Annotated in this window: 13 protein-coding genes; 11 read left to right on the top strand and 2 right to left on the bottom strand. The window is 36.4% G+C overall.

Going from position 1 to position 25754, the window contains the following annotated elements:
- Positions 1-56 precede the first annotated feature (56 nt).
- From I600_RS17290 to ribB, 4 genes are all read left to right on the top strand, one after another.
- Positions 57-2441, top strand: a complete 2385-nt coding sequence (locus I600_RS17290; RefSeq protein ID WP_058105827.1) for an FtsK/SpoIIIE family DNA translocase — start codon at positions 57-59, stop codon at positions 2439-2441.
- 14 nt (positions 2442-2455) lie between these two features.
- The gene (locus tag I600_RS17285) at positions 2456-3100 is read left to right on the top strand and encodes a LolA family protein (protein WP_058105826.1); all 645 of its coding nucleotides are present in this window, start codon (positions 2456-2458) and stop codon (positions 3098-3100) included.
- Positions 3101-3174: 74 nt separating this feature from the next.
- Complete coding sequence (locus I600_RS17280) at positions 3175-4614, top strand: LptF/LptG family permease (protein ID WP_058105825.1); 1440 nt, start codon at positions 3175-3177, stop codon at positions 4612-4614.
- Between the two features lie 2 nt (positions 4615-4616).
- Positions 4617-5753 carry a 3,4-dihydroxy-2-butanone-4-phosphate synthase gene (gene ribB / locus I600_RS17275; RefSeq protein WP_058105824.1) on the top strand — a complete coding sequence of 379 codons (1137 nt, stop codon included), beginning with the start codon at positions 4617-4619 and terminating at the stop codon, positions 5751-5753.
- A 12-nt stretch (positions 5754-5765) separates the two neighbouring features.
- Here ribB and I600_RS17270 read toward each other — a convergent pair whose 3' ends face one another.
- Positions 5766-6959, bottom strand: a complete 1194-nt coding sequence (locus tag I600_RS17270) for a DegT/DnrJ/EryC1/StrS family aminotransferase (RefSeq protein WP_058105823.1) — start codon at positions 6957-6959, stop codon at positions 5766-5768.
- A 115-nt stretch (positions 6960-7074) separates the two neighbouring features.
- Positions 7075-9210, bottom strand: coding sequence for a thioredoxin domain-containing protein (locus tag I600_RS17265; protein WP_082643021.1), 2136 nt, complete (start codon positions 9208-9210; stop codon positions 7075-7077).
- 333 nt (positions 9211-9543) lie between these two features.
- Here I600_RS17265 and I600_RS17260 point away from each other — a divergent pair, with 333 nt between their 5' ends.
- From I600_RS17260 to I600_RS17230, 7 genes are all read left to right on the top strand, one after another.
- Entirely contained in the window at positions 9544-12540 is a 2997-nt protein-coding gene (locus tag I600_RS17260; RefSeq protein ID WP_058105821.1) for a SusC/RagA family TonB-linked outer membrane protein, read from the top strand.
- Positions 12541-12558: 18 nt separating this feature from the next.
- Positions 12559-14043, top strand: a complete 1485-nt coding sequence (locus I600_RS17255; protein WP_058105820.1) for a RagB/SusD family nutrient uptake outer membrane protein — start codon at positions 12559-12561, stop codon at positions 14041-14043.
- Positions 14044-14152: 109 nt separating this feature from the next.
- The gene (locus I600_RS17250) at positions 14153-17461 is read left to right on the top strand and encodes a VCBS repeat-containing protein (RefSeq protein ID WP_058105819.1); all 3309 of its coding nucleotides are present in this window, start codon (positions 14153-14155) and stop codon (positions 17459-17461) included.
- A gap of 210 nt (positions 17462-17671) precedes the next feature.
- Positions 17672-21796 (top strand): hybrid sensor histidine kinase/response regulator transcription factor, encoded by a 4125-nt coding sequence (locus tag I600_RS17245; protein WP_058105818.1) that lies wholly within the window; start codon positions 17672-17674, stop codon positions 21794-21796.
- Positions 21797-21992: 196 nt separating this feature from the next.
- Entirely contained in the window at positions 21993-23156 is a 1164-nt protein-coding gene (locus I600_RS17240; protein ID WP_245188914.1) for an endo-1,4-beta-xylanase, read from the top strand.
- Positions 23157-23179: 23 nt separating this feature from the next.
- Positions 23180-24631 (top strand): MFS transporter, encoded by a 1452-nt coding sequence (locus I600_RS17235; RefSeq protein ID WP_058105817.1) that lies wholly within the window; start codon positions 23180-23182, stop codon positions 24629-24631.
- 2 nt (positions 24632-24633) lie between these two features.
- A complete protein-coding gene (locus tag I600_RS17230; RefSeq protein ID WP_058105816.1) occupies positions 24634-25653 on the top strand; it encodes a glycoside hydrolase family 43 protein in 1020 nt (339 codons plus the stop codon).
- The last annotated feature ends 101 nt before the right edge of the window (positions 25654-25754 follow it).

Here is a 25754-nt window from a genome sequence, read left to right as displayed (position 1 = left end):
TATAGTTCACCATAGCTCAACGTAAATTTGTAATTTAGCACCAGAATAAAGTTTTAATGGCAAAAAAGGCATCTAAATCAAAGCCAAAACCTACTAAAAAACGATCACCGTTTAAATTATCCAAACAGAATAAAATCATTTTGGGTAGTTTGCTCATGCTATTTAGTATAGCGCTGTTTTTCTCTTTTATATCGTTTTACTTTAACTGGCAAGATGACCAAAGCCTATTGTCCGAGTTCAAGGACAGGAATGAACTTGCAAAAAATCTTCTGAATAAATTTGGCGCTAGTATCAGTCATTTTTTCATGTATAAAGGATTTGGAGTTGCTTCACTTATATTCCCTTTTTTAATATGTATTAGTGGAATCTACCTATTCTTAGGTCTACCATCTAAGGCGCTCATTAAGAAATGGATTTGGGGTTTACTTTTTGTCATCTGGATTTCAATTGCCCTTGGGTTCTTTGCAACTACAAGTCCATTATTAGGCGGCTTAGTTGGTTTTGAAATGAACGATTTTCTTCAAGATTACGCAGGTAAAATTGGTGTTTTATTATTATTGGTCTTTGGTCTTATTTTTATTCTCGTTCGTTTGTTTGAAGTTACTCCTGAAGGAATTTCAGCTTTCTTTAAATCAAGAAAAGAAGCCATAACTACAGAGTTTAAAGCAAACCAAGAACGTAAGGCAAACAAAAAGAAATCTTTAGAAGAGGAAGAAGCATTGCTAACTACTTCTCTTGAAGAAGAAGCTCCAGTGGTTGTAGACACCTATACCCATAAAACTGAAATTCCCCATTTAGAAAAAGAGGAAGATAATTTAAGTGATTTTGAAATAACTGCACCAGAACCTGAGGAAACTTTGGCTATGGAAGTTGAGCAAGTTATTGAAGAGCCAGAAGAAATAGATGTACTGGCCAATAAGTTAGTAGACGATTTTGGTGAGTTTGACCCTACTCTTGAATTAGGAAATTATAAATTTCCACACATTGATCTTTTAGACCAACATGGTACAACTGGGGGTATTACCATAAATCAGGAAGAATTAGAGGAGAACAAGAATAGAATTGTTGAAACCCTCAAAAATTATAAAATTGGTATTGCCCAAATTAAGGCAACCATAGGTCCTACAGTAACCTTATATGAAATTGTACCGGAAGCTGGTGTAAGAATCAGTAAGATCAAGAATCTAGAAGATGATATTGCATTATCATTGGCTGCACTCGGTATACGTATAATTGCCCCTATTCCGGGTAAAGGCACCATTGGTATTGAGGTTCCTAATAAAAATTCTACCATAGTTTCTATGCGCTCGGTAATTGCATCAAGCAAATTTCAAAAAGCCGAAATGGAACTGCCTATTGCTTTTGGTAAAACCATTAGTAATGAAACCTTTGTGGTAGATTTAGCAAAAATGCCACACTTACTAATGGCAGGTGCTACAGGTCAAGGTAAATCTGTTGGATTAAATGCGGTTTTAACCTCGTTATTGTATAAAAGGCATCCTGCAGAAGTTAAATTTATTCTAGTAGACCCTAAAAAAGTAGAGCTTACCCTTTACAACAAAATTGAACGTCATTTCTTGGCCAAACTTCCAGATTCGGAAGAAGCTATTATTACTGACAATACCAAAGTAATTCATACCCTGAACTCGCTTTGTATTGAAATGGACAATAGGTATGAGTTACTGAAATTGGCAATGGTTCGTAACTTAAAAGAGTACAACACCAAGTTTAAGGCCAGAAAACTTAACCCTAATGATGGACATAAGTTCTTGCCTTATATCGTATTGGTTATTGATGAGTTCGCAGATTTAATTATGACCGCAGGTAAAGAGGTTGAAACACCGGTAGCCAGACTAGCTCAATTGGCAAGGGCTATTGGTATACATTTGATCATTGCAACACAAAGACCATCGGTTAACGTTATTACTGGTATTATCAAAGCCAATTTCCCGGCTAGGTTAGCCTTTAGGGTAACTTCAAAAATAGATTCAAGAACCATTTTAGATACAGCAGGTGCCGATCAATTAATTGGTAGAGGTGACATGTTGTTTACGCAAGGTAATGATGTCACACGTATTCAATGTGCTTTTGTAGACACGCCGGAAGTGGCTAAAATAGTAGAGTTTATTGGTAGTCAACGCGCCTACCCCGATGCGCATGAGCTTCCCGAATATGTTGGTGAAGATTCTGGCACGAGTCTTGATAATAACGTGTCGGAAAGGGATTCTAAGTTCCGTGAAGCTGCTGAAGTCATTGTTATTGCCCAGCAGGGATCTGCCTCTTTAATTCAAAGAAAATTAAAACTTGGCTACAATAGAGCCGGTAGAATCATTGATCAATTAGAAGCAGCTGGAATTGTAGGTCCGTTTGAAGGCAGCAAGGCAAGACAAGTTTATGTGTCTGATATGGTGGCCCTTCAACAAATATTGGATAACGAATAATATTAAAAAAAGAGATGAAAAAAATTATTATTGTATTAACGGTTATGTTATCTACAGCTTTTGCAAATGCGCAAAATTCCGATAAGGCAAAAGCTTTATTAGATGAAGTATATAACAAAGTACAGGGTTACGACAACATTTTTGTTGACTTTAAATTCGATTTAAAGAATGCAGAAGCAGGTATTAATCAAGAAACAAGAGGCGACGTTACACTTGCCGGCAATAAATACATGTTCAATTACCTTGGATCACAACAGATTTTTGATGGTAATAAAGTGTATACTATTGTTCCTGAAAACGAAGAAGTAACCATAGAAGATAAATCTGACGATGAAAATGCCATGACACCTTCTAAAATGTTGACATTCTACAAGGAAGGACATAACTATGCATGGGACATTTTACAGAATATACAAGGTAGAAAAATTCAATATGTTAAGTTAACACCTATTGACTCTGACACCGAGATCAAATCTAGATTATTGGGTATTGATATGGGCACTAAGCATATCTACAAATTAATTGAGACAGGTAAAAACGGTACCAAGACTACGATCACTGTTAATTCTTTTAAAACAGATCAAGATTTGTCCAAAACCTTATTTACTTTTGACGAAGCCAAATATAAAGATGAAGGCTATTTCATTATAAGAAATTAGAACTATTGAGAATACTAGACCGATATATCCTATCAAGGTTCGTCTTTAATTTTGTCAGTTCGTTTGTAATATTGATGTTCATCTTCATATTTCAAACGATTTGGCTTTTTATTGATGATTTAGCCGGTAAAGGTCTAGACATTGTTATTATAGGTAAATTTCTATTTTACCTAATGCCAGATCTTACAGAAAAGGTTCTACCATTAACAGTACTGTTATCATCTATTTTAACATTTGGTTCAATTGCCGAAAATTATGAGTTCGCTGCCATGAAAGCCTCAGGTATTTCACTGCAACGGTCCATGTTAAGCTTAATCATTTTTGTAACAGTTTTAGGCGGAGTAACCTTTTTCTTTGCCAATAATGTTATTCCTCTTTCGCAACGAAAAATATACAATCTACGTAGAAACATAGCTAAGGTAAAACCAGCCGCAGTTGTAGCAGAAGGTGTCTTTAGTGATTTTGAAGGTATGAATATTAAGGTTGATGAAAAATACGGTGAAAATGACCGGTTTTTAAAGAACGTCATTATTCATACAAAATCTGCAAATAACGTGAACACCAGAGTTATTAAGTCTAAAACCGGCGAATTGATCAGTAGCGAAGACTCTGACATTATACAGCTAGTATTAAAAGACGGGCATCTATATGAAGACGTACAGACCAAGAGCAGTGAAAATAAAATGAAATTCCCTTTTGCTCAAGCAGATTTTGATACGTACACTATGAATATTGAAATTCCTGAGATCAATAACGATGACCTTGAGGAAGAAAGAGATATTAGTACCGATAAAATGAAGAATATATCCCGACTAAAAAAGGATATCGATTCTTTACGAGGAGATAATTTTAGAATTGTACGCGCGTTTTCTAAAAATATTGAAGGAAGAACAGGAATGTTTACACCTTTAATGCCCAAAAACAAAGATTCTACCAAATCTGACATGGTTAGAAAAAAAGACTCCATTATAGAAAACAAAGCATTACAGGCAAAACAAAATACAGCCTTTCAAGATTCTATAACGGATAACTTTTTAGTCCTATTTCCAGATTGGCAACAAATACAGATTTTAAGCAGCGCTAAAAACGCTACTAGCAGCATTTTAGGTACCGTAAGTGGAAAGAAAGAAGAATTACAGAAGCGGTATAAAATTTACAACATGCATATACTTTCCTTACATAATAAATATGCATTGGCTTTTTCATGTATCATATTGTTCTTTGTAGGTGCCCCATTAGGCGCTATTATAAGAAAGGGTGGCTTAGGGTTACCAATGGTCATCGCCATTGTACTTTTCCTTATTTATTATTTCATTGGTGTATTCGCCGGAAATTACGCAAAAGAAGGAAACATTCATCCAATGTTGGGGGCGTGGTTATCAACACTTATAATGCTTCCGTTGGGAGTGTATTTGACCAAAAGAGCTACCGAAGATAAGGGAATGATGGATTTTGGTTTCATAGCCGATTTCTTCAAAAAATTATTTAAGAAAAAAGATAAAGCTGAAGCTTAAAAATGAAAGATTTGAGTGATATTAAATTGAATAGTATTGAAGAAGCGATTGCAGACATACGCGCCGGTAAAGTAATTATCGTTGTAGATGATGAAAATCGTGAAAATGAAGGAGATTTTTTAGCTGCAGCCGAATTGGCCACACCAGAAACGGTCAATTTTATGGCTACACACGGTAGAGGTCTAATCTGTGCACCACTTACCGAAGGTCGCTGCAAAGACTTAGGTCTACACATGATGGTAAGTACCAATACCGACCCTTTAGAAACGGCTTTTACCGTCTCCGTAGATTTAAGAGGTAAAGGAGTTACTACGGGCATATCTGCCGGTGACCGTTCAAAAACGGTTATAGCCTTGACTGAGAGCGATACCAAACCGCATGATTTAGCAAGACCAGGGCATATATTTCCATTAGTTGCCAAAGAAGGTGGTGTATTAAGAAGAACAGGACATACAGAAGCCGCTATAGACTTTGCAAGATTGGCCGGATTAAAACCTGCCGGAATTATCGTTGAGATAATGAATGAAGATGGTACTATGGCACGTTTGCCAGAACTAGTAAATGTTGCCAAAAAATTCGACTTAAAAATTGTTTCCATAGAAGACCTTGTTGCTTACCGAATGGAACATGACAGTCTAATCAATAAAGAAACCGATTTCAATATTACAACCCGTTTTGGTGAGTTTAGATTAAGGGCATATAAGCAAACCACCAACAATCATGTTCATATTGCACTAACAAAGGGTACATGGTCATCTGACGATAAGATTTTGACGAGAATAAACTCTACGTTGATCAATAATGATATTCTTGGAACCTTAACCCATAATCCAGATGAGCAGCTAGAACAGATGTTTCAAAAAATTAATGATGAAGGCAAAGGTGCCATAGTATTCATTAATCAAGATTCAGAATCAATGAACCTACTTTCAAGGTTAAAAGAGCTTAAAGAATTACAAAAACAAGGTGTTCAAAAAGCTCCAAAAATTGAAATGGACAATAGAGACTTTGGTATAGGAGCCCAAATACTACATGATCTAGGTATTCATAAAATGAAATTAATGACCAATAGCACCCAAGCTAAACGTGTAGGCATTGTTGGCTACGGATTGGAAATTGTAGAGTATGTATCTTATTAAGATATAATTCGGTTAAGCAAACTTTGCCAATACTTGTTTCATTGTTGCCGCACGTTCAGCCACCTGTTCGCCTGTCCAACTCAATTTGATGAGGCAAGAAATGGTTCTACCTACCCAAGCATCCGATTTTGAAAAATCAGAATTTGAGTAGTCAGGCAACTGGTTAACAACCTCTTGAGGTAATTTACCTAAAGATCTTTTATAAGTTAAATGCTCCCATTTTTTATAGTAATGCCAATTATTATCAAACCAATAAAAACAGGCATCTACACCTGCATCGCCCAATGCTGTGTGTGCTTTTTTTGCCAATTCCGCAGTTGGTAGAAAGAACGATATAAACGAATAATTCTCTACGCCCCCAACCGGTACTCTTCTAAACTCAATATTTGGCAGAACACTAAGTTCTTCCCTTATTATTGCATAATGTTTTTCCTGTATGGCCAAGAAATCATCTAAGCGTTCTATTTGCGCGCACCCTACGGCCGCGTTCAATTCAGAAATTCTATAATTATAACCTAAAAAAGGATGTTCTTCAGTACCTCTATTATTTCCTACATGATCGTGACCATGATCTGAGTAATGATCTGCATTGGTTTTATATTTTTCATTGTTGGTGATAACGGCCCCGCCTTCACCACAAGTAATCGTTTTTACATAATCAAAAGAAAAACAACCCAAATCACCATAACTACCCAAGGGCTTTCCGTCAAAGCTACCTCCTATTGCCTGGCAAGCATCTTCTAACAATAGAAAATCATGTTTATCACAAATAGCTTTTAATGCCTTTAGATCCGCCATAGAACCACACATATGTACCGGCATCACCACCTTTGTTTTCTCAGTTATTGCATTCTCAACGGCAACCGGATCTAAGGTCAAGGTATCATCCACATCAACTAAAATAGGTACGGCCCCAATAGCCAAAATAGACTCAAAACTAGCCACAAATGTAAAAGTTGGCATAATCACCTCATCTCCCGCTCCTACACCCGCACTCGCCAGGGCCACCGTTAATGCTGCGGTACCACTACTTACCAGCTGTGCATATCTTGCATTCATTCGTTTTGCCAGTGCAGCTTCCAGTTCTAAAGCCTTCCAATGGTTGTTACGCATACCGTCAAAACCATAACGCATTAATACCCCTGAATCCAAAACATCTTGAACTTGACTTTTTTCCTTTTCCCCAAACAACTCAAAACCTGGCATGCTATCTATTTTTTATTGTACTACAAATCTTATTTAAATTATCATCAAAAGCAAAGTTTAGCTTACATCATCTTTAAAAAAATGACCATTGAAAACTATAAAAAGGAAATATTATTTAGTTGCTCCCCTTAAATCCTTTATATCCAAACGAAACCATTTGCTGAAACCCTTCATCGATTGTCTTTACCGGTAGTTTACAGGTGTTATTTTGACATACATATATAAACGTATCCTCATCAATATAGCGATCCTTAAACAAAGAAATTTCACTTTCCGATTTACTTCCCACCAATATGGTGTTGGCAATATAGGTCTTGCTCATTTGCGATAACAATTGTTCAGCATTCTCACCAACTATTACAATTTCATAATAAGGATATGCTTGCTGCAAAAGCAAAGAGCCCCAGGCACCATAACTAACGGCATGGTTCTCAAAATCTGAAGTTACCAATGCACCCATGGTTTCTGCTTTTTTCAAATAGTCGGTGTTATACTCCAAATGACCAATTTTTAGAAAGTTCTGAGCCATTATGGCATTGGCGGAAGGCACAACACCATCTGAAGTATTAATGATACTAGGAACCAAGTCATTAGCTATATTATAGTAATATAATACCGAATTGCTTTTGTATTTCTGTTCTGCATTTTGCATCAGCTCCTTTGAAAGATCCAAATACTTGGTTTCCATTGTCACTTCAAATAAAGAGAATGCACTCTTTGCTAGAAACGCGAAATCCTCTAAAAACACTTCTCGCTGCTTACTATCTTTCGTATAAGAATGTACCAATTGACCATTGGTATAATTATTAGCTGTGAGATAATTATAAACGGAAATAGCCTCGTTTAAATAATTATCATCGCCAAATGCTTTATAAGCTTCCAAATAACCATCAATTAAAAGAGCATTCCATGAGGTCAATATTTTATAATCCTTTTTTGGCTTTGTTCTTTTCTGTCTTGCTTGATTTAGAAGTTTCTTCCATTTTCCAAGTTTTTCATTCAGCTGTTCTTCATTTAATGTATTAGTCTGTAAAAATTCATTTTTTGAAATTTTATTGTACAATACAAAATTCCCATCTTCCCAAACTTCACCATCTACAATTCCATAGTATTGGGCAAAGAGCTCAAAATCATTTTGAAGCAAATCTTGCAATTCATCTTTCTTCCAGATATAATACAAGCCCTCTTCCCCATCGGTATCTGCATCCATAGCGCTAAAGTAGCCCCCTTGCTCGTTTCTCATTTCGGTATGTAAAAATTTAAAGGTCTCCTCTACTGCCACTTTAAATTCTTCATTACCTGTAAGTTTATACGCCTTAGATAACAGGTTAATCAATTGTGCATTATCATATAACATTTTCTCAAAATGAGGAACTTTCCACATATGATCGGTACTGTATCTAAAAAATCCACCATCCACATGGTCATAAATTCCACCATGCACTACACTGTTCAATGTCTTAAGCACATGATTTTTAGCATTTTCATCTTGTTCTAGCACGGCATAATCTAACAACATTATCAAGTTGGTAGGCAATATAAATTTTTGCTCCCCTTGGTTTCCTCCCCACTCATTATCCCATAAACTAGACCAGCTAGATATACCGTTTTCAATTATGTTTGGCGATATAGCATTAGCTATTTGATTTGCAGGTTGATTATACACCTCCTGAACACCTTCTGAAAGCATAGTGGCATATTCATGCATTTTCTCCGGGTTCTTTTCATATTCGGTACTGAATTTTAGAAGAATATTTTTCCAATTCTCCTTTTCATGGTAAGTACCCAAAAAAACAGGGCTCCCATTGGGCATAATAATGGCATTCATTGGCCACCCACCAGTACCATTGACCAGTTGAAGAGCCGTTTGGTACACCATGTCCAAATCTGGCCGTTCTTCACGATCCACCTTAATACTCACAAACTTCTCATTCATTAATTTGGCGACCTCCAAGTCTTCAAAAGACTCCTCCTCCATAACATGACACCAATGACAAGTAGAGTACCCCACGCTTAAGACTACGAGTTTATTTTCATCTGCCGCTTTTTTAAAAGCTTCAGATGACCATGGTTTCCAATTTACAGGATTATGAGCATGTTGTAATAAATAAGGACTGGTCTCCTTTATTAGTTCATTGGTGAATTGGTGATTTTCACTCTCCGTACTTAAATCTGTATTCTTATTTTGATTTTTACATGCTAATAAAGCACCTGTAAAAACGAACACTAAAATCCAATTTTTAAACATCATAGATAATCAATAAGGTTCCCAAAGATATATTTAATTTATATACCACTTTACACCTGCATATTTTGAAGAATCTACCAAACCCTCATTATCAAATAAACAATAATAAATACTTTAAATAAGAATTATACAAACCACTTAATTATAAAATAACATTATCGTAAAAAATACTGTACAATATTACCGTATCCCTATTAACCACTTGCCGTTTGCTTCATAATTACTAGAGTTCGCTTCATTTGTTTTACTGCCCGTAACAGCCTCAATTTATATTTGTTGAGTGGTGTATTCCTAGAATTGATTACGCCTAAATAACAACTTAAAACTTAATTAATTATGACTAAACTCAAAATGACATTCATTGCATTTATTGCAATGTTGGGGCAATTGGCCCACTCACAAACTTCTACCGTATCTGGTGTAGTTTCTGATGAAACAGGGACTCCGCTCCCTGGAGCATCGGTTGTGGTGACGGGTACAACAAATGGTACACAAACTGATTTTGATGGTAATTTCACATTATCCAACGTACCATCTAACGGTACATTATCCATTAGTTACATTGGCTACGTTTCTCAACAAATTTCTATCAACGGGCAATCTTCCATTACTGTATCAATGGAAATAGATGCTCAAGCTTTAGATGAAGTTGTAGTCGTTGGTTATGGCGCACAAAGTAGGGCTGCAGTAACAGGAGCCATATCTAGCGTAAAATCCGAAGATTTAAATGCAGTTCCCGTTGCTAATGCCACGGAAGCCTTACAAGGTCGTGCTGCAGGTATTTCTGTTGTAAATACAGGTGCACCAGGTTCAGAGCCATCAATCACTATTAGAGGTCTGGGAACCTTTGGCAATAACTCTCCATTATTTGTTGTTGATGGTGTAATTGTAGGAAACCTATCAGGCATAAACCAAAACGACATTGAAACCATTAACGTATTAAAAGATGCGTCAACCACTGCCGTATACGGTGCACAAGGTTCTAACGGTGTTATTATCGTAACTACTAAAAAAGGAAAAAGTGGTAAAACACAATTATCTTTTAATGCACATACCGGTTTTCAGCAGAACAACCAACGTTATGATGTTCTGAATACAGAACAATATTTACAATATGCAAGTGACGCTTGGGGCATAGTACCTAATACACCTTCTTCTACATCAGGTTTAAACACCAATTGGCAAGATGAGATTTACACCACAGGTCTAATTAGAAGCTATGATATGGCTGCCTCTGGCGGTAGTGAAACAAGTAATTTTAGAATTTCAGGTGGTTATTTTGAAAGAGAAGGTATCATTATCGAAACTGGTTTTCAGAGATATTCTTTTAGAGCAAATAGCGACTTCACCTTTGGCAAACTAAAATTAGGTCAAAACATGTCGATCAATTTCAATAAGCAAAATCCTGATCCAACCGGTATTGGTGATCGTTCACTTTTAGAGCATGCAATTAAAGCTGCCCCCTATTTATCTGTTTACAACTCTAACAACTTAGGAGGTTTCCAAGGACCAAATAGTGCGGGTGACGGACAAGATGCAGAAAACCCAGTGAGAATATTAAAGCATGGTAATGCCGTTAATAACACTTTTGCATTGGTAGGTAACATTTTTGCAGAGTATGATATTATAGAAGGATTGAAGTTTAAATCGCAGGTTGGTTTAGATTATTACAAAGGAACAAGTGATAGATTTATACCTTCTTACAATGATGACAGTTTAGGTGGTACCCATCAGCAAGCTTTCGCATCTATTACCAAAAACAACTCGGCAGGACAAACTATAATTTTCACCAATAGCTTAACATACAACACTACATTTGGCGATGCCCACAATTTTGAGGCATTATTACTTTCAGAAAAATTTGAAAGTCAAGGCACCAGTTTAAATGCCAATAGTAGAAATTCTGTTTCAGATGAAATAGATGAACTTTCTAATGAAGATTCTAGTTTACAGAGTACTTCATTTGAGTATAACAGATTGGGTTTTCTAGGGAGATTAAACTACAACTACGATGACAAATACATTGCCGCAGTTTCTTTAAGACGTGATGCATCAGCCAAATTTGGGGCGAATAATCGTTGGGGATGGTTTTCCTCATATGCCTTAGGATGGAACATTGCAAAAGAGAATTTCATGGAAAACACCAATGTTAGCACCTTAAAATTAAGAGGTAGTTTAGGATACTCTGGTAATGACCGTATTGATAACTACCTATACAGTGCCACGTTGGTCAACAACTTCCTATATCCTATTGCTGGTTCCAATGCTGTTGGCACTACAGCCTTCGGACTTGAAAATCCTGATTTAAAATGGGAAGAAACAAGACAACTTAACGTTGGTGTAGATTTAGGTTTTGCAAACGACAAGTTTACTGCAGCTCTTGAATATTATGAAAATAGAAGTGACGATCTTCTAATTAGAGTGCCTACCTCTACATCTTTGGGTATTAATGAAGGTAGTCAAGTAAGAAATGTTGGATCTGTTGAAACTACAGGTTTTGAACTGAGCTTAGGGTTCAATGACTTTGAAGGCGACTTTAAATGGTCTGCAAACTTAAACCTTTCTACAAGCTCAAACGAAGCATTATCGTTAGGCGGTGTAGATGAACTAGTTGGCGGTAATTTTGAAAACCAGAATATTACAAGAGTTGTAAAGGGCGAATCTTTATTTCACTTCTTTGGTCTAGTTACAGATGGTATTTATCAAAACCAAGCTGAAGTGGACGCTGTATTTACTGCAAACCCAGATCAAACTACGGTACAGCCGGGCGATATTAGGTTTAAAGATTTAAATAACGATGGCGACATTACATCAGAAGACAGGGCAATTATTGGTGATCCATTACCAGATCTTACTTATGGTCTAAACTTAAGTGCTGATTATAAAAACTGGGATTTCAATATGTTCTGGACAGGAATTTATGGAAGAGACCTTTACAACACCAACATCTATGACCTAGAGGGTATGCCAAGGTTATTTAACTCAGGCGTAAGTGTATTGGATAGGTGGACACCGACTAACCCGTCAACAACTATTCCTAGAGCAGGCGGAGCTCCACAAAACCTACAATTATCCGATCGTTTTGTAGAAGATGGTTCTTTTTCCAGATTAAAGAACTTGACCATTGGTTATACCATACCTAGCAATGCATTTGGTAGTGAACTATTCTCAAAGTTTAGAATCTATGTAAGTGGTCAAAACTTAATAACTATAACAGACTACTCGGGCTTAGATCCAGAAGTTGGTAATGGTGATTTATTCGAGTATGGTATTGATAGAGGTGCCTATCCACAGCCTAAGACTTACTTAATAGGTTTACAAGTATCATTTTAATTGTTAAAGAAAAGAAATATGAAATCGACAAAAATAATTTTTTCAACATTCGCGCTATTCACCGCTTTGGTGATCATAAATGCGTGTAGCGAAAATGATCTGGAACTGGTAAACCCTAACGGTCTATCCCCAGATACATTTTTTAAGACAGAAGCCCAAGTTCAATCTGCCGTCAATGCGGCATATGCAAATTTGCAAACTCGAGGACTTTACAGCAGACATATGTTTTTCTCACAAGACAACATGTCTCATGAAAATGATGGTAATCCGCAATTAGAAGCGGACAAAAGGCAGTATTTAGATTTCTCCTTTGATTCTAGCCACGGTCCTATTGCAGACTACTGGGAAAGTTGCTATAGAGGCATCAACAAAGCAAATTTTGTAATTGGTAATGAAGAAGCTATCAACGCCATAGATGAAGGCTTGGTTAGTAACGCTACCAAGCAAAAGTTTATTGGTGAAGCTAAATTTTTACGTGCGCTATATAACTTTCTTTTGGTAACCAGATTTGGAGACATGCCTTTAATTACTGAAATACCTACAACTACGGTTGGGGTTGCCAAGTCAACTGCCGATGAAGTTTATGCGTTGATCATATCAGATTTACAGGCAGCCTCCTCTAGTTTACTGGACAAAAGTGAAGAAGATAATGGTAGAGCTACCAAAGGTGCAGCCATCGCACTATTAGGCAAAGTATACCTATACAGAGGAGAACATGCTTTGGCATTAGCAGAATTCAATAAAATTTCGGGCTACTCACTAGAACCAAATTATTTTGACAATTTCACGGAGGAAACCGAACATGGTGTAGAATCTATCTTTGAAATTGAATATGATGATGCTTTGGGGGCAAGTGCAAAATGGGACTCATCGGTTACGGGTGCAGGTCCAAACGAAGCTACTTTTAGAGGTCAAGAATATGGTTTTAATGATTGGTTCAATGTTTTTCCATCAAATGATTTGTTAGATGAGTTTGAAGATGGCGATGCAAGATATGCCGGTAGTTTTTATTCTGTAGGCGATACGTTTGCTGGCGGAGTGGTTACAGCCGAAATGTTGACTGCTGGTGACCAAAGAAGAGCTGGTTGGAAAAAATACCAGAACTATTACAAAGATGCCAACGAAGATCAAGAGTCTGGCATAAACTTTAAATATTTACGCTATGCAGATGTGTTATTGATGAAAGCTGAATGTGAAAACGAAGTAGGTTCTCAAGATAATGCTATTGACTTGATCAATGAAGTTCGTGAAAGAGCAACATTGGATGATTTGCCATACGGTCTTTCTAAAGCTGAAGTGTTTGAGGCTATTGTTCATGAAAGAAAAGTTGAATTGGCAGGAGAGCAAGTACGTTTTAATGACATTTTAAGATGGAATTTGACCGACACAGAATTGGCAGGGACTAATTTTCAAACCGGAAAAAATGAGCTTTGGCCCATACCGGATAGAGAAATATCCTCAAATGAAAACATAACGGCGGCAGACCAGAATCCTGGTTATTAAGAGAGTTATGTTGAGTTAGTTTAGTTTGATTGGAGCAGCATGTTAAAACATGCTGCTTTTTCTATATACTTGCTAAGAATACCTTATTTTGAAAACTAAATTTGATACTATGAAATCATCAATTGCTCTTAGGCTATTTATTTGCTCATTGGGCTTATTTGTATATATAAGCTGTAGTGAAAAAACCAAGGCTGTTAATGGCAAAATTTTCTCAAGCTTAGATGCTAGCCAAAGCGGAATTGATTTTAGTAATGTACTTACCGAAAACGATTCCCTAAACTATTTCACTTATGCTTATCTATATATGGGTGGTGGCGTTGCTACAGGTGACATCAATAATGACGGGCTGCCAGACCTTTTTTTTACCGGAAATCAAGTTTCCAATAAATTATACCTCAATAAAGGTAATTTGCAATTTGAAGATATAACCGCCACTGCAGGTGTTGCTGGTGATAACCGCTGGTACACGGGGGTTACCATGGCAGATATAAATGGAGATGGATTTCTGGACATTTACTGCTCCGTAAGTGGAAAATTCTCTCCAAAAGAAAACCAATTGTTCATTAATAATACCGATGGCACTTTTACTGAGCAAGCTTCCGAATATGGGCTTGCCGATAATGGTAACAGTGTACAAGCGTCTTTTTTTGACTATGACAAGGACGGCGATTTAGATGTCTATGTTGCCAACTACCCTCCTACCAACTTTACGTCTCCTACTTTCTACTATTCCTTTAAAATGAAGAACCCAAAGTCTTCAGAGTCCGATCACTTATACAGAAATGACGGCAATAAATTTATTGATGTAACAGAAGAAGCCGGTCTTAAAAATTTTGGCTTAACATTAAGTGCTACCGTAGGTGATATAAATAACGACACCTGGCCGGACCTTTATGTTTCCAATGATTTCAACTCACCAGATTTTATGTATATCAACAACCAAGACGGTACATTTAAAGAGGTGGTTAAAGAAGCTACAGCGCATACTGCTTTCTATGGTATGGGAACAGATATAGCCGACATTAATAACGACGGCAATCTAGATATTTTCCAGGTAGATATGGATGCCAGAAGCAACCGAAGAAAAAAAGCAAATATGGCCAGCATGAATCCAAACTTATTTTGGGCAGTTGTCAATGCAGGTTTTCATTACCAATACATGCATAATTGTATGCAACTTAATTCAGGCATTTATACAGATGGCATCCCTCATTTTTCAAACGTATCTAGAATTACCGGCACCTCATCTACTGACTGGAGTTGGGGACCATTGTTCGCTGATTTTGACAATGATGGCAATAAAGACTTATTCGTATCAAACGGAACAAGAAAAGAAATCAATAACAATGACTACTTTAATAAATTAGATAAAATAAAAATCAAAGAAGATACCCTACTCCAACTGAGCAACAGTATACCTTCAGAAAAAATAGAGAATTTCATTTTTAGAAATAATGGCAATCTAGATTTTGAAATGGCAAATGACATTTGGGGAATAGATTACAAGGGTTTTTCTAATGGGGTTGTTTACGCAGATCTAGACAATGATGGGGATCTTGAAATCATTACCAACAACATAGATGATAAAGCTTCGGTATTTAAAAACAATAGTTCTGAAACCAACAACTTCGTTACTGTAAATTTTAAAAGTGATGATGAGAACACTATGGGTCTGGGCAACAGGGTCTATGTTACTACAGATGGTGTAACCCAAGTACAAGAACTCACCTTATCTAGAGGATTTCAGTCATCTGTAGCTCCAGAATTACATTTTGGTGTTGGTAAACATACCACAATAGACGAAATTAAAGTAGTTTGGAACAATGGTAAGGAAGAAATCAAAAAAAATATAAATAGCAACCAAAAACTAACTTTCGCAAATAAAGAAGCGACTAAAATAGCTACCACTACTACAGAATCCCCAAGAATATTTACTACGGATACCACCCAATTTTTTCCGGAATACAAGCATGTTGAAAATTACCATGATGATTTTGCTACGCAAGTTCTTTTACCTCACCAAATGTCAGCTTTTGGTCCCGCTTTAGCCATTGCCGATGTTAACGGAGATGGATTGGACGATTACTATATCGGCGGATCTGCAGAACAAAAAGGTGCATTATTCATACAAAATGATTCCGGTTTTGTACAACAGAGCAGTTCTTTTCTTGACGAAGATATTTTAAGTGAAGACACTGGAGCTCTATTTTTCGATGCCGATGACGATGGTGATAAAGATCTTTATGTGGTAAGTGGTGGATATGAGTTTACAAAAACCGACAATTTACTTAGAGACAGATTGTACCTCAATGATGGAAACGGTGAATTTACCAAGGTACCAGAAACCCTTATGCCAAATGTCATTTCCAGTGGTTCTAAGGCATACAATGCCGATTTTGATAATGATGGTGATGAAGACCTTTTAGTGTTGGGCAGACAAGTACCAGGTAATTATCCTAGCCCTTCAAGTAGTTATATTTTGGAAAATATAAGTAATGACAATGGCGTAAAATTTCAAGTGCACAAAAAATTACAGCCAAATGCATTTAAGAACTTAGGAATGGCAACCAGTGCCGTAATTACTGATTTTGACCAAGACGGCCGAAATGATATTATTGTTGTTGGGGAATGGATGCCAATTAAAGCATTTAAAAACACTCCTGACGGATTTATAGAAGTTTCTGAAGATATGGGGCTAAGCTCTGACACTACCGGTTGGTGGTGGAGTATTGAACAAGGTGATTTTGACCAAGACGGTGATACGGATTATGTAGTTGGCAATAATGGCCTAAACTATAAATACAAAGCAACTGAAAACGAAACCTTTGACATCTTTGTTAACGATTTTGACAAGGATAATAAAGACGATATAGTATTGAGCTACTATAATGACGGAAAGCAATATCCTTTAAGAGGGCGTGAATGTTCATCTCAACAGATCCCGGCGATAAAACAGAAATTCCAAAACTATGAGAGCTTTGCAGAAGCTACTTTAGAAGATGTTTATACTGAACGTTCATTGCAATCATCACTTCACTACCAAGTAAAGTCATTTGCAAGCGTGTACTTAGAAAATAAGGACGGTAAGTTTAAAGTACATCAATTGCCCGTAGAAGCCCAAATATCAAGTGTAAACGAAATTTTGGTCAACGATTATGACAAAGATGGGTATCTGGATATTCTATTGGCCGGAAACCTTTTGGTATCTGAAGTAGAAACCCCGCGTAATGATGCTGGCTACGGCTTGTTCTTAAAAGGCAATGGCAAAGGTGATTTTTCTCCCGTTTCAGCTAATGACAGTGGTTTGTTTATACCTGGTGACGTAAAGGCTATGGGTATCATACAAAAAGGAAGTCAAGACAAATACATACTTGCAGCCAAAAACAATGATTATTTACAATTTGTAAAATGGAATTAACGAAAAGGTTATCGTTATTTAATACATAGTAGAGACTTAAAAAAACTATGGCATTCACACCTTGTACTACATAGGGGGAAGATAAAACAAACCTATAATTACAAAGGTTACCTAAGATTTTCTTATTTCTATAATTGAATGCCCAATCATATTTAAACCTTTAAATAATTATATTTTTAAAAACACCTCTTTTAATTAAAGTTATAGTTTATGAGACTTAATATCGCAATTATTGTATGCTTAATAAGCTTAGCCACCTTTGGGCAGTCGCAAACTATTGCCGATAGATATAATTTTGTAACTATAGATGAAGGCATACCAAAAAGTGCCATTACGGGAATTTTACAAGATAACGACGGACTTATTTGGATTGCAACATATGGTGAAGGGCTTTACAACTATAATGGCACCGATTTAAAGGCATTTAAACAAAATTCTACAGATAGTACTTCAATTAACAGTTCTATTGTGCACACTATTTACTTAGACTCAAAAGATCAACTTTGGGTGGGCACTAGTAAAGGTCTTAATCTTTACAATAGAACTTTGAACAATTTCACAAGTTATAATTCAAAAGGCATAAAAGATGTACCTGTGTTCTCTATAAATGAGAGCTCAAAAGGGTTATTGTTTATAGGCACCCAAGCACATGGCCTATACACCTTAGACCCGATCACAAACAAAATTTCAGAAATCAGAGATGCTTTAGCTTCAAACGGCAGCAAGTCTGTCATTAACGCTATTGTTTCTCTACCCCAAGGCAATATGATGATCGGTTCTAATTTAGGCCTATATCACTACAATGCAGAAAAAGATATTCTAAACGAACAAAAAATAGGCAACGATAAAAATAGCTACGCCATACAGTCGTTATCGGTTGATGAAAACCATAATATTTGGGTAGGTACTTTTTCTAAAGGTCTTTTAAAACTAACTAGAAATAATCAAGGTGTTTTTAGTTCCCAACAATTTTCATTTACCGATAAAAGAATATTCGGTATTAAAAAGCTTGATAACCAAACCATAATTTGCGCTACTGAAAATGATGGCGTCTTTGTATTGGATACATTTGGAAATCCTATTTACAATTATACTTATGATAAGTTTGACCCAAACAGTATTCGATCAAATTCAATTTGGTCGGTTTTCGTAGACAACCAAGATCGAATTTGGTTGGGATATTATAATAAAGGCATTGGGGTATATGACAAATTCTACGATAAGTTTCAAGACATACAAAGTCTGCCCTATAGTACAAACTCATTACAATCTCCTTCTGTTACAGGTATACTTCAAGATACCGATAACAATTTGTGGATCGGTATGGATGGCGGCGGTATTGATAAATACAATTTAAAAACACAAGAATTTCATCACCTAAGCGATGACCAAAATTACAAGTCCTTAGAAAAATTAGATATTCAAACCTTGTTCTTAGATAACGATGAAAACTTATGGGCAGGTACATGGAGCTCTGGTATCTACTTCCTACCTAAAAATGGTAACAAGGTCATCAATTATACTATCAATAATACAAATGGCGGTTTAACATCCAATAGTATTACAAACTTTGCTCAAGATACCAATGGCAAAATATGGATCGCTACGTTTTTTGGAGGCTTACACTCCTTTGACCCAGGAACCAGACTTTTTAATAATCATGCTGACGCCTCATTTAACACGTCACTTGGTAAAGAAGGACATATACGATCAATTCTTATAGACGATAATGATCATATTTGGATCGGTGGTCCTTATGGCCTTCTAAAAGCCTATAAAAACAATGAAGAAAAATTTGTAACTCAGGTTTTTAATGAAATTATTACGGGTGACAGCTCGGTAGAAAATAATATTAATTCAAGAGCACTCTTTCAGGATAGCCAAAAGAATATCTGGTTAGGCACCTATGAAAAAGGTGTTTGCAAAATCAATAGCAAACAGAATACCATTGAATGGTTCAATACTAAAAACGGTCTTGAACTTGAAAATGTTTCATCGATCATAGAAGATAATAATGGAAATATTTGGATTGGTGGAGATAGTGGCCTATCCATGATAGATACTATTACGAATGAAATCTTCAACTACAACAAAGAAGATGGTTTACTCGCCAATAACTTTAATTATAACGCCGTAACCAAAGACAATGACGGACTCCTATATTTTGGCAATTACGAAGGCATAGACTATTTCAACCCTACGAACATTTTAAAAAACGGTCATGAACCTAGAGTCTACTTTACAGACTTAAAATTATTCAACACATCTGTAAAACCAAATGATATAGATTCACCGATACAAAAAAACATAGACCAAGTAGAACATTTAACCTTAAATGCCAAACAGTATGTCTTTACCCTAGAATTTGCAGCTATTAATTTTACCAGGGCCAACAACAATAATTACGCGTACTATCTAGAAGGTTTAGAGGATAATTGGAACTATGTAGGTAACAATAGAACCGCCACCTACACCAACCTCTATCCCGGCGATTATGTTTTTCATGTAAAAGCCTCCAACAATGATGGGGTTTGGACAGAAAGCCCCTTGCAATTACCAATTACCATACTCGCTCCGTGGTGGGCCACCAAATGGGCCGTTGGTGCCTACGTACTTTTCATTATAGGTTTGGTATATATTATTAATTGGTATTTGAACAAACGAAGGGAAGAACGAAGAATTATTCAATTAGAAAGATCGCAACGTCAACAAGAAGAACTTCTAAATGAAAAGAAAATTCAATTTTTCACCAACATTTCGCACGAGTTTAGAACTCCCCTTACCTTGATTATGAATCCTATCATGGATATCATGGAAACCAATAATTACAAGCTCAACAAAGGGTTGAAAGAAAAACATAGAATAATATACCGGAATGCACAACGTCTAAAAAATTTAATAGACGAGCTGATGGATTTTAGAAAACTGCATTTACATAAAATGACATTGAATTCTTCTAAGATAAATGCCTATAAGTTTGTAAAGGAAATCACAAAGCACTTTGAAGAAGAGGCCTTTGAAAAAAATATATTGCTCAGTACAGAAACGGATGACAATATTGAAATGGATTTTTGGGGAGACCCCGGTTTACTTGAAAAGGTCATTTTCAATTTGTTATCAAATTCATTTAAGGCTACACCGGAAAACGGCGTTATAACCTTAGGTATTTATGCCCACATGCATAAGGTAGTTTTCCCGCTTTTAAATGATTCTACTCCCCGAAATGCATTGGAAATCAGTATTGAAGATACGGGATCGGGAATTAACAAAGAGGATATAGAGCATATATTTAAACGATTCTATCAAGCATCTGATAAAACGCAACAGTATTTTGGCAGCTCAGGTACAGGAATTGGTCTAGAGCTTGTGCAAAGCTTTGTACAACTCCATAAAGGGATGGTTGAAGTAGAAAGTGAATTCGGTCAAGGCACCAAATTCACCTTATTGTTTCCTCTAGGCAAGGACCACTTAGACTCATCAGAACTAAGTATTCCTACCGGTAAAGCAAATAAGGATATTGAGGAAGAATATGCTATGGAAGATGTTTCATCTAATGCACTATTTGATCTTGAAACTGAGAACAAAAAGACAATTTTAATAGTAGAAGACAACACCGAGTTAAGAATCTATTTAAAGAACAAACTAAGAGCTGATTATACCGTTGTAGAGGCAGAAAACGGTAAAATAGGATTACAAATTGCTCTAAAAGGAATTCCCGACATTATCATTACAGATGTAATTATGCCAGAAATGGATGGTTTTGAATTCTGTAAACAAATAAAGGAAGATTTAAAGACCAGTCACATACCTGTAATTATGCTTACAGCTAAAGCAATGAGCAGTGACAAAATTAAGGGTATAGATTCTGGTGCAGATGCCTACCTCAACAAACCGTTTGAAATGAAACTGTTGAAGTCTTACATTAACAGGCTTATAGAAAGCAGACAGCAATTCTTAGAGAACAATATTAACGACAAGAATAAAATCACCCTTTTAGATAACACCTCTAATTTAGATAAAACCTTTATGCAAAAGGTGTTAGACTACGTAAATGAAAACCTGGGAGAGCCCGATCTTAATGTAGAACATTTGGCAGATGACATGTCATTGAGCAGAAGTCAACTTTATAGAAAAATAAAGGCCATAACCGGTATGACGGCTAATGAACTAATTAGAAAAATCCGTTTAAAGAAAGCAAAACAGATGATTGAAAGCGGTAGCGACTCCATTAGCGAAGTTGGTTTTAAAGTTGGTTTTTCATCTGCATCCTACTTTAGTAAGTGTTTTAAAAATGAATTTGGAATTCTACCTACAGAATTAAAAAGTACTACTTAACTTTTATCCTTCTAGTTGCGTTTTAAGTAAATTATCATTTTTGCAATTTAAAGACCTACAATCATCAAAATGTCCACAATTACTAGTGTCAACTGATAATAATGCAACAATTTTAGCATCTAATGCGCCATAAATTCTAATGGAACTTAATTGCCAATTGTATTTTTAGAGTCTGTTCAAAAACTAAAAATCAATTATGTTCCATATGAAAAACAACCCATCAGCTCTATTTAAAAAAATCAAAAATCTGTCTTTTATTGCCCTTCTTTTTCTAATGGTAAATTGTGCAGATCAAAAACCTCCTTTACCAGAAACAAAAGAAGTATCCTTAAAAGAATCCTTTACAGATAACTTTCTAATTGGTGCAGCTGTAAATGATGCACTAATTTCATTAAAAGATAGTCTTGGCGCCAACTTAATAAAAAAGGAATACAATACCATTACGCCAGAAAATTCAATGAAATGGATGTATATGGAACCCCAACAAGGCGTATTTGAATTTGAAACTGCTGACCGTTATATAGATTTCAGTACTAAAAACAATATAGCCTTCATTGGCCATAATTTGGTTTGGCATAGTCAATTGGCAGAATGGGTTGAGAAGATAACATCTGCAGAAGAATTGAATGCCAGTTTAAAAAATCACGTGCAGACCATAGCTGCTAGGTATACAGGTAAAATTCACGGTTGGGATGTAGTCAACGAAGCTCTAAACGAAGACGGCACATTGCGTAATTCATTATTTCTAGAAAAGCTAGGTCCAGATTATTTAGTGAACTCTTTTAAATGGGCAGAAGAAGCCGACCCAAAAGCGGAGCTATATTACAATGACTACAACATGACCCATGAAGAAAAAAGAAAAGGAGCTATTGAATTGGTAAAAATGCTGCAAAAGGAAGGTGTTAAAATCGATGGTATTGGCATGCAAGCGCATTGGGGATTAGAAGACCCAACACTAGAACAAATAGAAACGAGCATTTTAGCTTATGCAGATTTAGGGATTAAAGTGATGATGACCGAGTTGGACATCACCGTATTACCTAACCCATGGGATCTGGAAGGCGCAGAGGTAAGCCAAAATTTTGAAGGCAGTGAACATATGAATCCGTATACCGATCAATTACCCGATAGTGTAGCCACTCAATTGGCAAAACGCTACAAAGATATTTTTGAGCTTTTTGTGAAACATAGCGATAAGATCAGCAGGGTTACCTTTTGGGGTATTAATGATGGTCACTCTTGGCTAAACAACTGGCCCATTGAAAAAAGAACCAATTACCCATTGTTATTTGACCGTTCATACCAACCAAAAGCTGCATACCATAGCGTTTTGGAAATTAAGCAAGACAGCACTCATTAAACATTATAACCAAACAACTTTAAATGAACAACGAACATAAAGTATCTTTAAAAGAGAAAATAGGTTACTCCTTGGGGGATCTATCGGCAAACTTGGTTTTTCAAACCTTGGTAACCTATTTGGCATATTTTTACACGGATATCTACGGTCTAGAAACCAATGATGCATCATTGATTATATTCATCGTAGGTATGCTTGCGGCATTTGCGTTTAATCCGATCGTAGGAGCCTTAGCGGATAGAACCAGAAGCAAATGGGGCAAATTTAGACCATGGATCCTATTTACCTCGGTTCCGTTGGGTGTAGTAGCACTATTAGCTTTTAGCACACCAGATTTTAGTTATACGGGTAAAGTGGTCTATGCAGCTGTAACCTACACCCTACTCCTGTTACTTTATGCAGCCAATAATTTGCCCTATGCCGCTTTGAGCGGTGTTATTACGGGCAGTATGAAAGAGCGTAATAGTATTTCATCATACCGTTTTGTGGCGGTAATGTTCGCCCAGTTCTTTGTTCAGGTTTTTATGCTGCCTATAATTCAATATGCAGGTAATGGCAATAAGGCCGTAGGTATAGAAATTGTCATGACCTATTTGGCGATTATTGGCACGGTAATGTTACTAATTACTTTTTTTACCACTAAAGAAAGGGTCATACCAACAGTAGAACAAAAATCCAGCTTTAAAGAGGATTTAGGTGACTTAATGAAGAACAGACCTTGGATCATCATGTTAGTGTTGACCACACTTGTATTTATCACATTGGCCATGAAGGGCGGATCCTATGTATATTATTTCGAGAATTATGTAGATGCCAATAGTTTGGCAACTTTCATAGGTCCATTACTGAATAGTTTAAAATCCGTTGGGATTAATTTCTTTGGAGATGATCCAATATCCGCTGGTTTTGGACTGTTCAATGCCGGTGGAATTATTTTCATGATCGTTGGCATTTCACTTTCTAAAGCTTTAGCGGATAAATATGGTAAACGCGATGTTTTTGGTTCTGCCTTATTCGTGTCAACCTTATTTATAGCGGTATTCTATTTTTTCCCCGCTACTTCTGTAGAACTTATGTTTCTATCCCAAATACTTCATGGTTTCTTTTATGGAATAACCATACCGCTTTTATGGGCAATGATAGCAGATGTTGCCGACTATTCCGAATGGAAAAATAACAGACGTGCAACAGCCATCATTTTCTCCGCCATGATGATCGGGCTTAAACTGGGATTAACCATAGGTAGCTCTCTGGTAACTTGGATATTGGGACTCTACAATTACATCCCAAAGAAATTTGCCGCCACAGAAACAGTTGTACAGCCAGACAGCGCCATTGAGGGAACAAAAATGCTGGTAAGTATTTATCCTGCCATATCATTTTTTATTGCCATTGCTCTATTATTTCTGTATGAAATCAACAAGAAAATGGAAAACCAAATAGAACAAGATTTAATAACAAGAAGAAAAGCTTAATTATGCCAGAAGAAAGTATAGATCATATTGACTTTGACGAATTGAACAAAAACGCGGTTTCTCAACCTTTGGTAAAACACATTTACACTGCAGATCCATCTGCCCATTATTTTAATGGTAAAATATATATTTATCCATCGCATGATATAGAATCAGATATTCCATTTGATGATTTAGGCAGCCATTTTGCCATGGAAGATTACCATGTGCTTTCTATGGATAGCATTAACAGTGAAGCTACGGATCACGGAATTGCGTTGCATGTTGATGATGTAGCCTGGGCAGAAAAACAAATGTGGGCTCCAGATGCCGCACATAAAGATGGTAAATATTACTTGTATTTTCCTGCAAAAAAGGCTGATGGAATATTTCAAATAGGTGTTGCGGTTTCTGATAGTCCTACCGGTCCGTTTACGGCGCAACCAGAAGCAATTAAAGGAAGTTATTCTATAGACCCAGCCGTTTTTGAAGATGAAGACGGCTCTTATTACCTATATTTTGGAGGTATTTGGGGCGGACAGTTACAGAAATACAGAAACAATACATACCATGAAGATAATGAATTGCCTACACCAAACGAACCGGCTTTATTGCCCATAGTTGCAAAACTTACAGATGACTTACTGGAGTTTGCCGAAGAGCCTAAGGAAATTCAAATATTGGATACCGAAGGAAACTTATTGCTAGAAGCCGATAATGACCGTCGGTTTTTTGAAGCTTCGTGGATGCATAAGTATAATGGCAAATACTATTTTTCATACTCTACAGGTGACACTCATTTCATTTGTTATGCTATTGGTGATACTCCGTATGGTCCTTTTACGTATGGAGGTAGAATTCTGGAGCCTGTGGTTGGTTGGACTTCCCACCACTCTATTTGCGCTATAAAAGACAAGTATTATTTATTCTATCACGACAGTAGTCTCTCACGTGGTGTTACCCACCTACGTTCGGTTAAAATGATTGAAATAGAACACCAACCAGATGGACATATAAAAACAATATCACCCTATACTAACTAACCGGAACTATACGTGATCATTAAGCACCCATTGTTGAAAGTTTACATTTCAGCAATGGGTACTTCTTTTTTGTTATAATTGGCATTGACAGCTATTTATCA

The sequence above is a fragment of the Maribacter dokdonensis DSW-8 genome, from assembly GCF_001447995.1.
Taxonomy (GTDB): domain Bacteria; phylum Bacteroidota; class Bacteroidia; order Flavobacteriales; family Flavobacteriaceae; genus Maribacter; species Maribacter dokdonensis.
This window is presented reverse-complemented; position numbering and strand designations above follow the sequence as displayed.

Excerpts from the sequence above, each read along its gene's own strand:
- I600_RS17265 (WP_082643021.1), bottom strand. The coding sequence starts at position 9,210 with ATGATGTTTAAAAATTGGATTTTAGTGTTCGTTTTTACAGGTGCTTTA.
- I600_RS17255 (WP_058105820.1), top strand. The coding sequence starts at position 12,559 with ATGAAATCGACAAAAATAATTTTTTCAACATTCGCGCTATTCACCGCT.
- I600_RS17290 (WP_058105827.1), top strand. The coding sequence starts at position 57 with ATGGCAAAAAAGGCATCTAAATCAAAGCCAAAACCTACTAAAAAACGA.
- ribB (WP_058105824.1), top strand. The coding sequence starts at position 4,617 with ATGAAAGATTTGAGTGATATTAAATTGAATAGTATTGAAGAAGCGATT.
- I600_RS17245 (WP_058105818.1), top strand. The coding sequence starts at position 17,672 with ATGAGACTTAATATCGCAATTATTGTATGCTTAATAAGCTTAGCCACC.
- I600_RS17285 (WP_058105826.1), top strand. The coding sequence starts at position 2,456 with ATGAAAAAAATTATTATTGTATTAACGGTTATGTTATCTACAGCTTTT.
- I600_RS17230 (WP_058105816.1), top strand. The coding sequence starts at position 24,634 with ATGCCAGAAGAAAGTATAGATCATATTGACTTTGACGAATTGAACAAA.
- I600_RS17240 (WP_245188914.1), top strand. The coding sequence starts at position 21,993 with ATGTTCCATATGAAAAACAACCCATCAGCTCTATTTAAAAAAATCAAA.
- I600_RS17235 (WP_058105817.1), top strand. The coding sequence starts at position 23,180 with ATGAACAACGAACATAAAGTATCTTTAAAAGAGAAAATAGGTTACTCC.
- I600_RS17250 (WP_058105819.1), top strand. The coding sequence starts at position 14,153 with ATGAAATCATCAATTGCTCTTAGGCTATTTATTTGCTCATTGGGCTTA.
- I600_RS17280 (WP_058105825.1), top strand. The coding sequence starts at position 3,175 with ATGTTCATCTTCATATTTCAAACGATTTGGCTTTTTATTGATGATTTA.
- I600_RS17260 (WP_058105821.1), top strand. The coding sequence starts at position 9,544 with ATGACTAAACTCAAAATGACATTCATTGCATTTATTGCAATGTTGGGG.
- I600_RS17270 (WP_058105823.1), bottom strand. The coding sequence starts at position 6,959 with ATGCCAGGTTTTGAGTTGTTTGGGGAAAAGGAAAAAAGTCAAGTTCAA.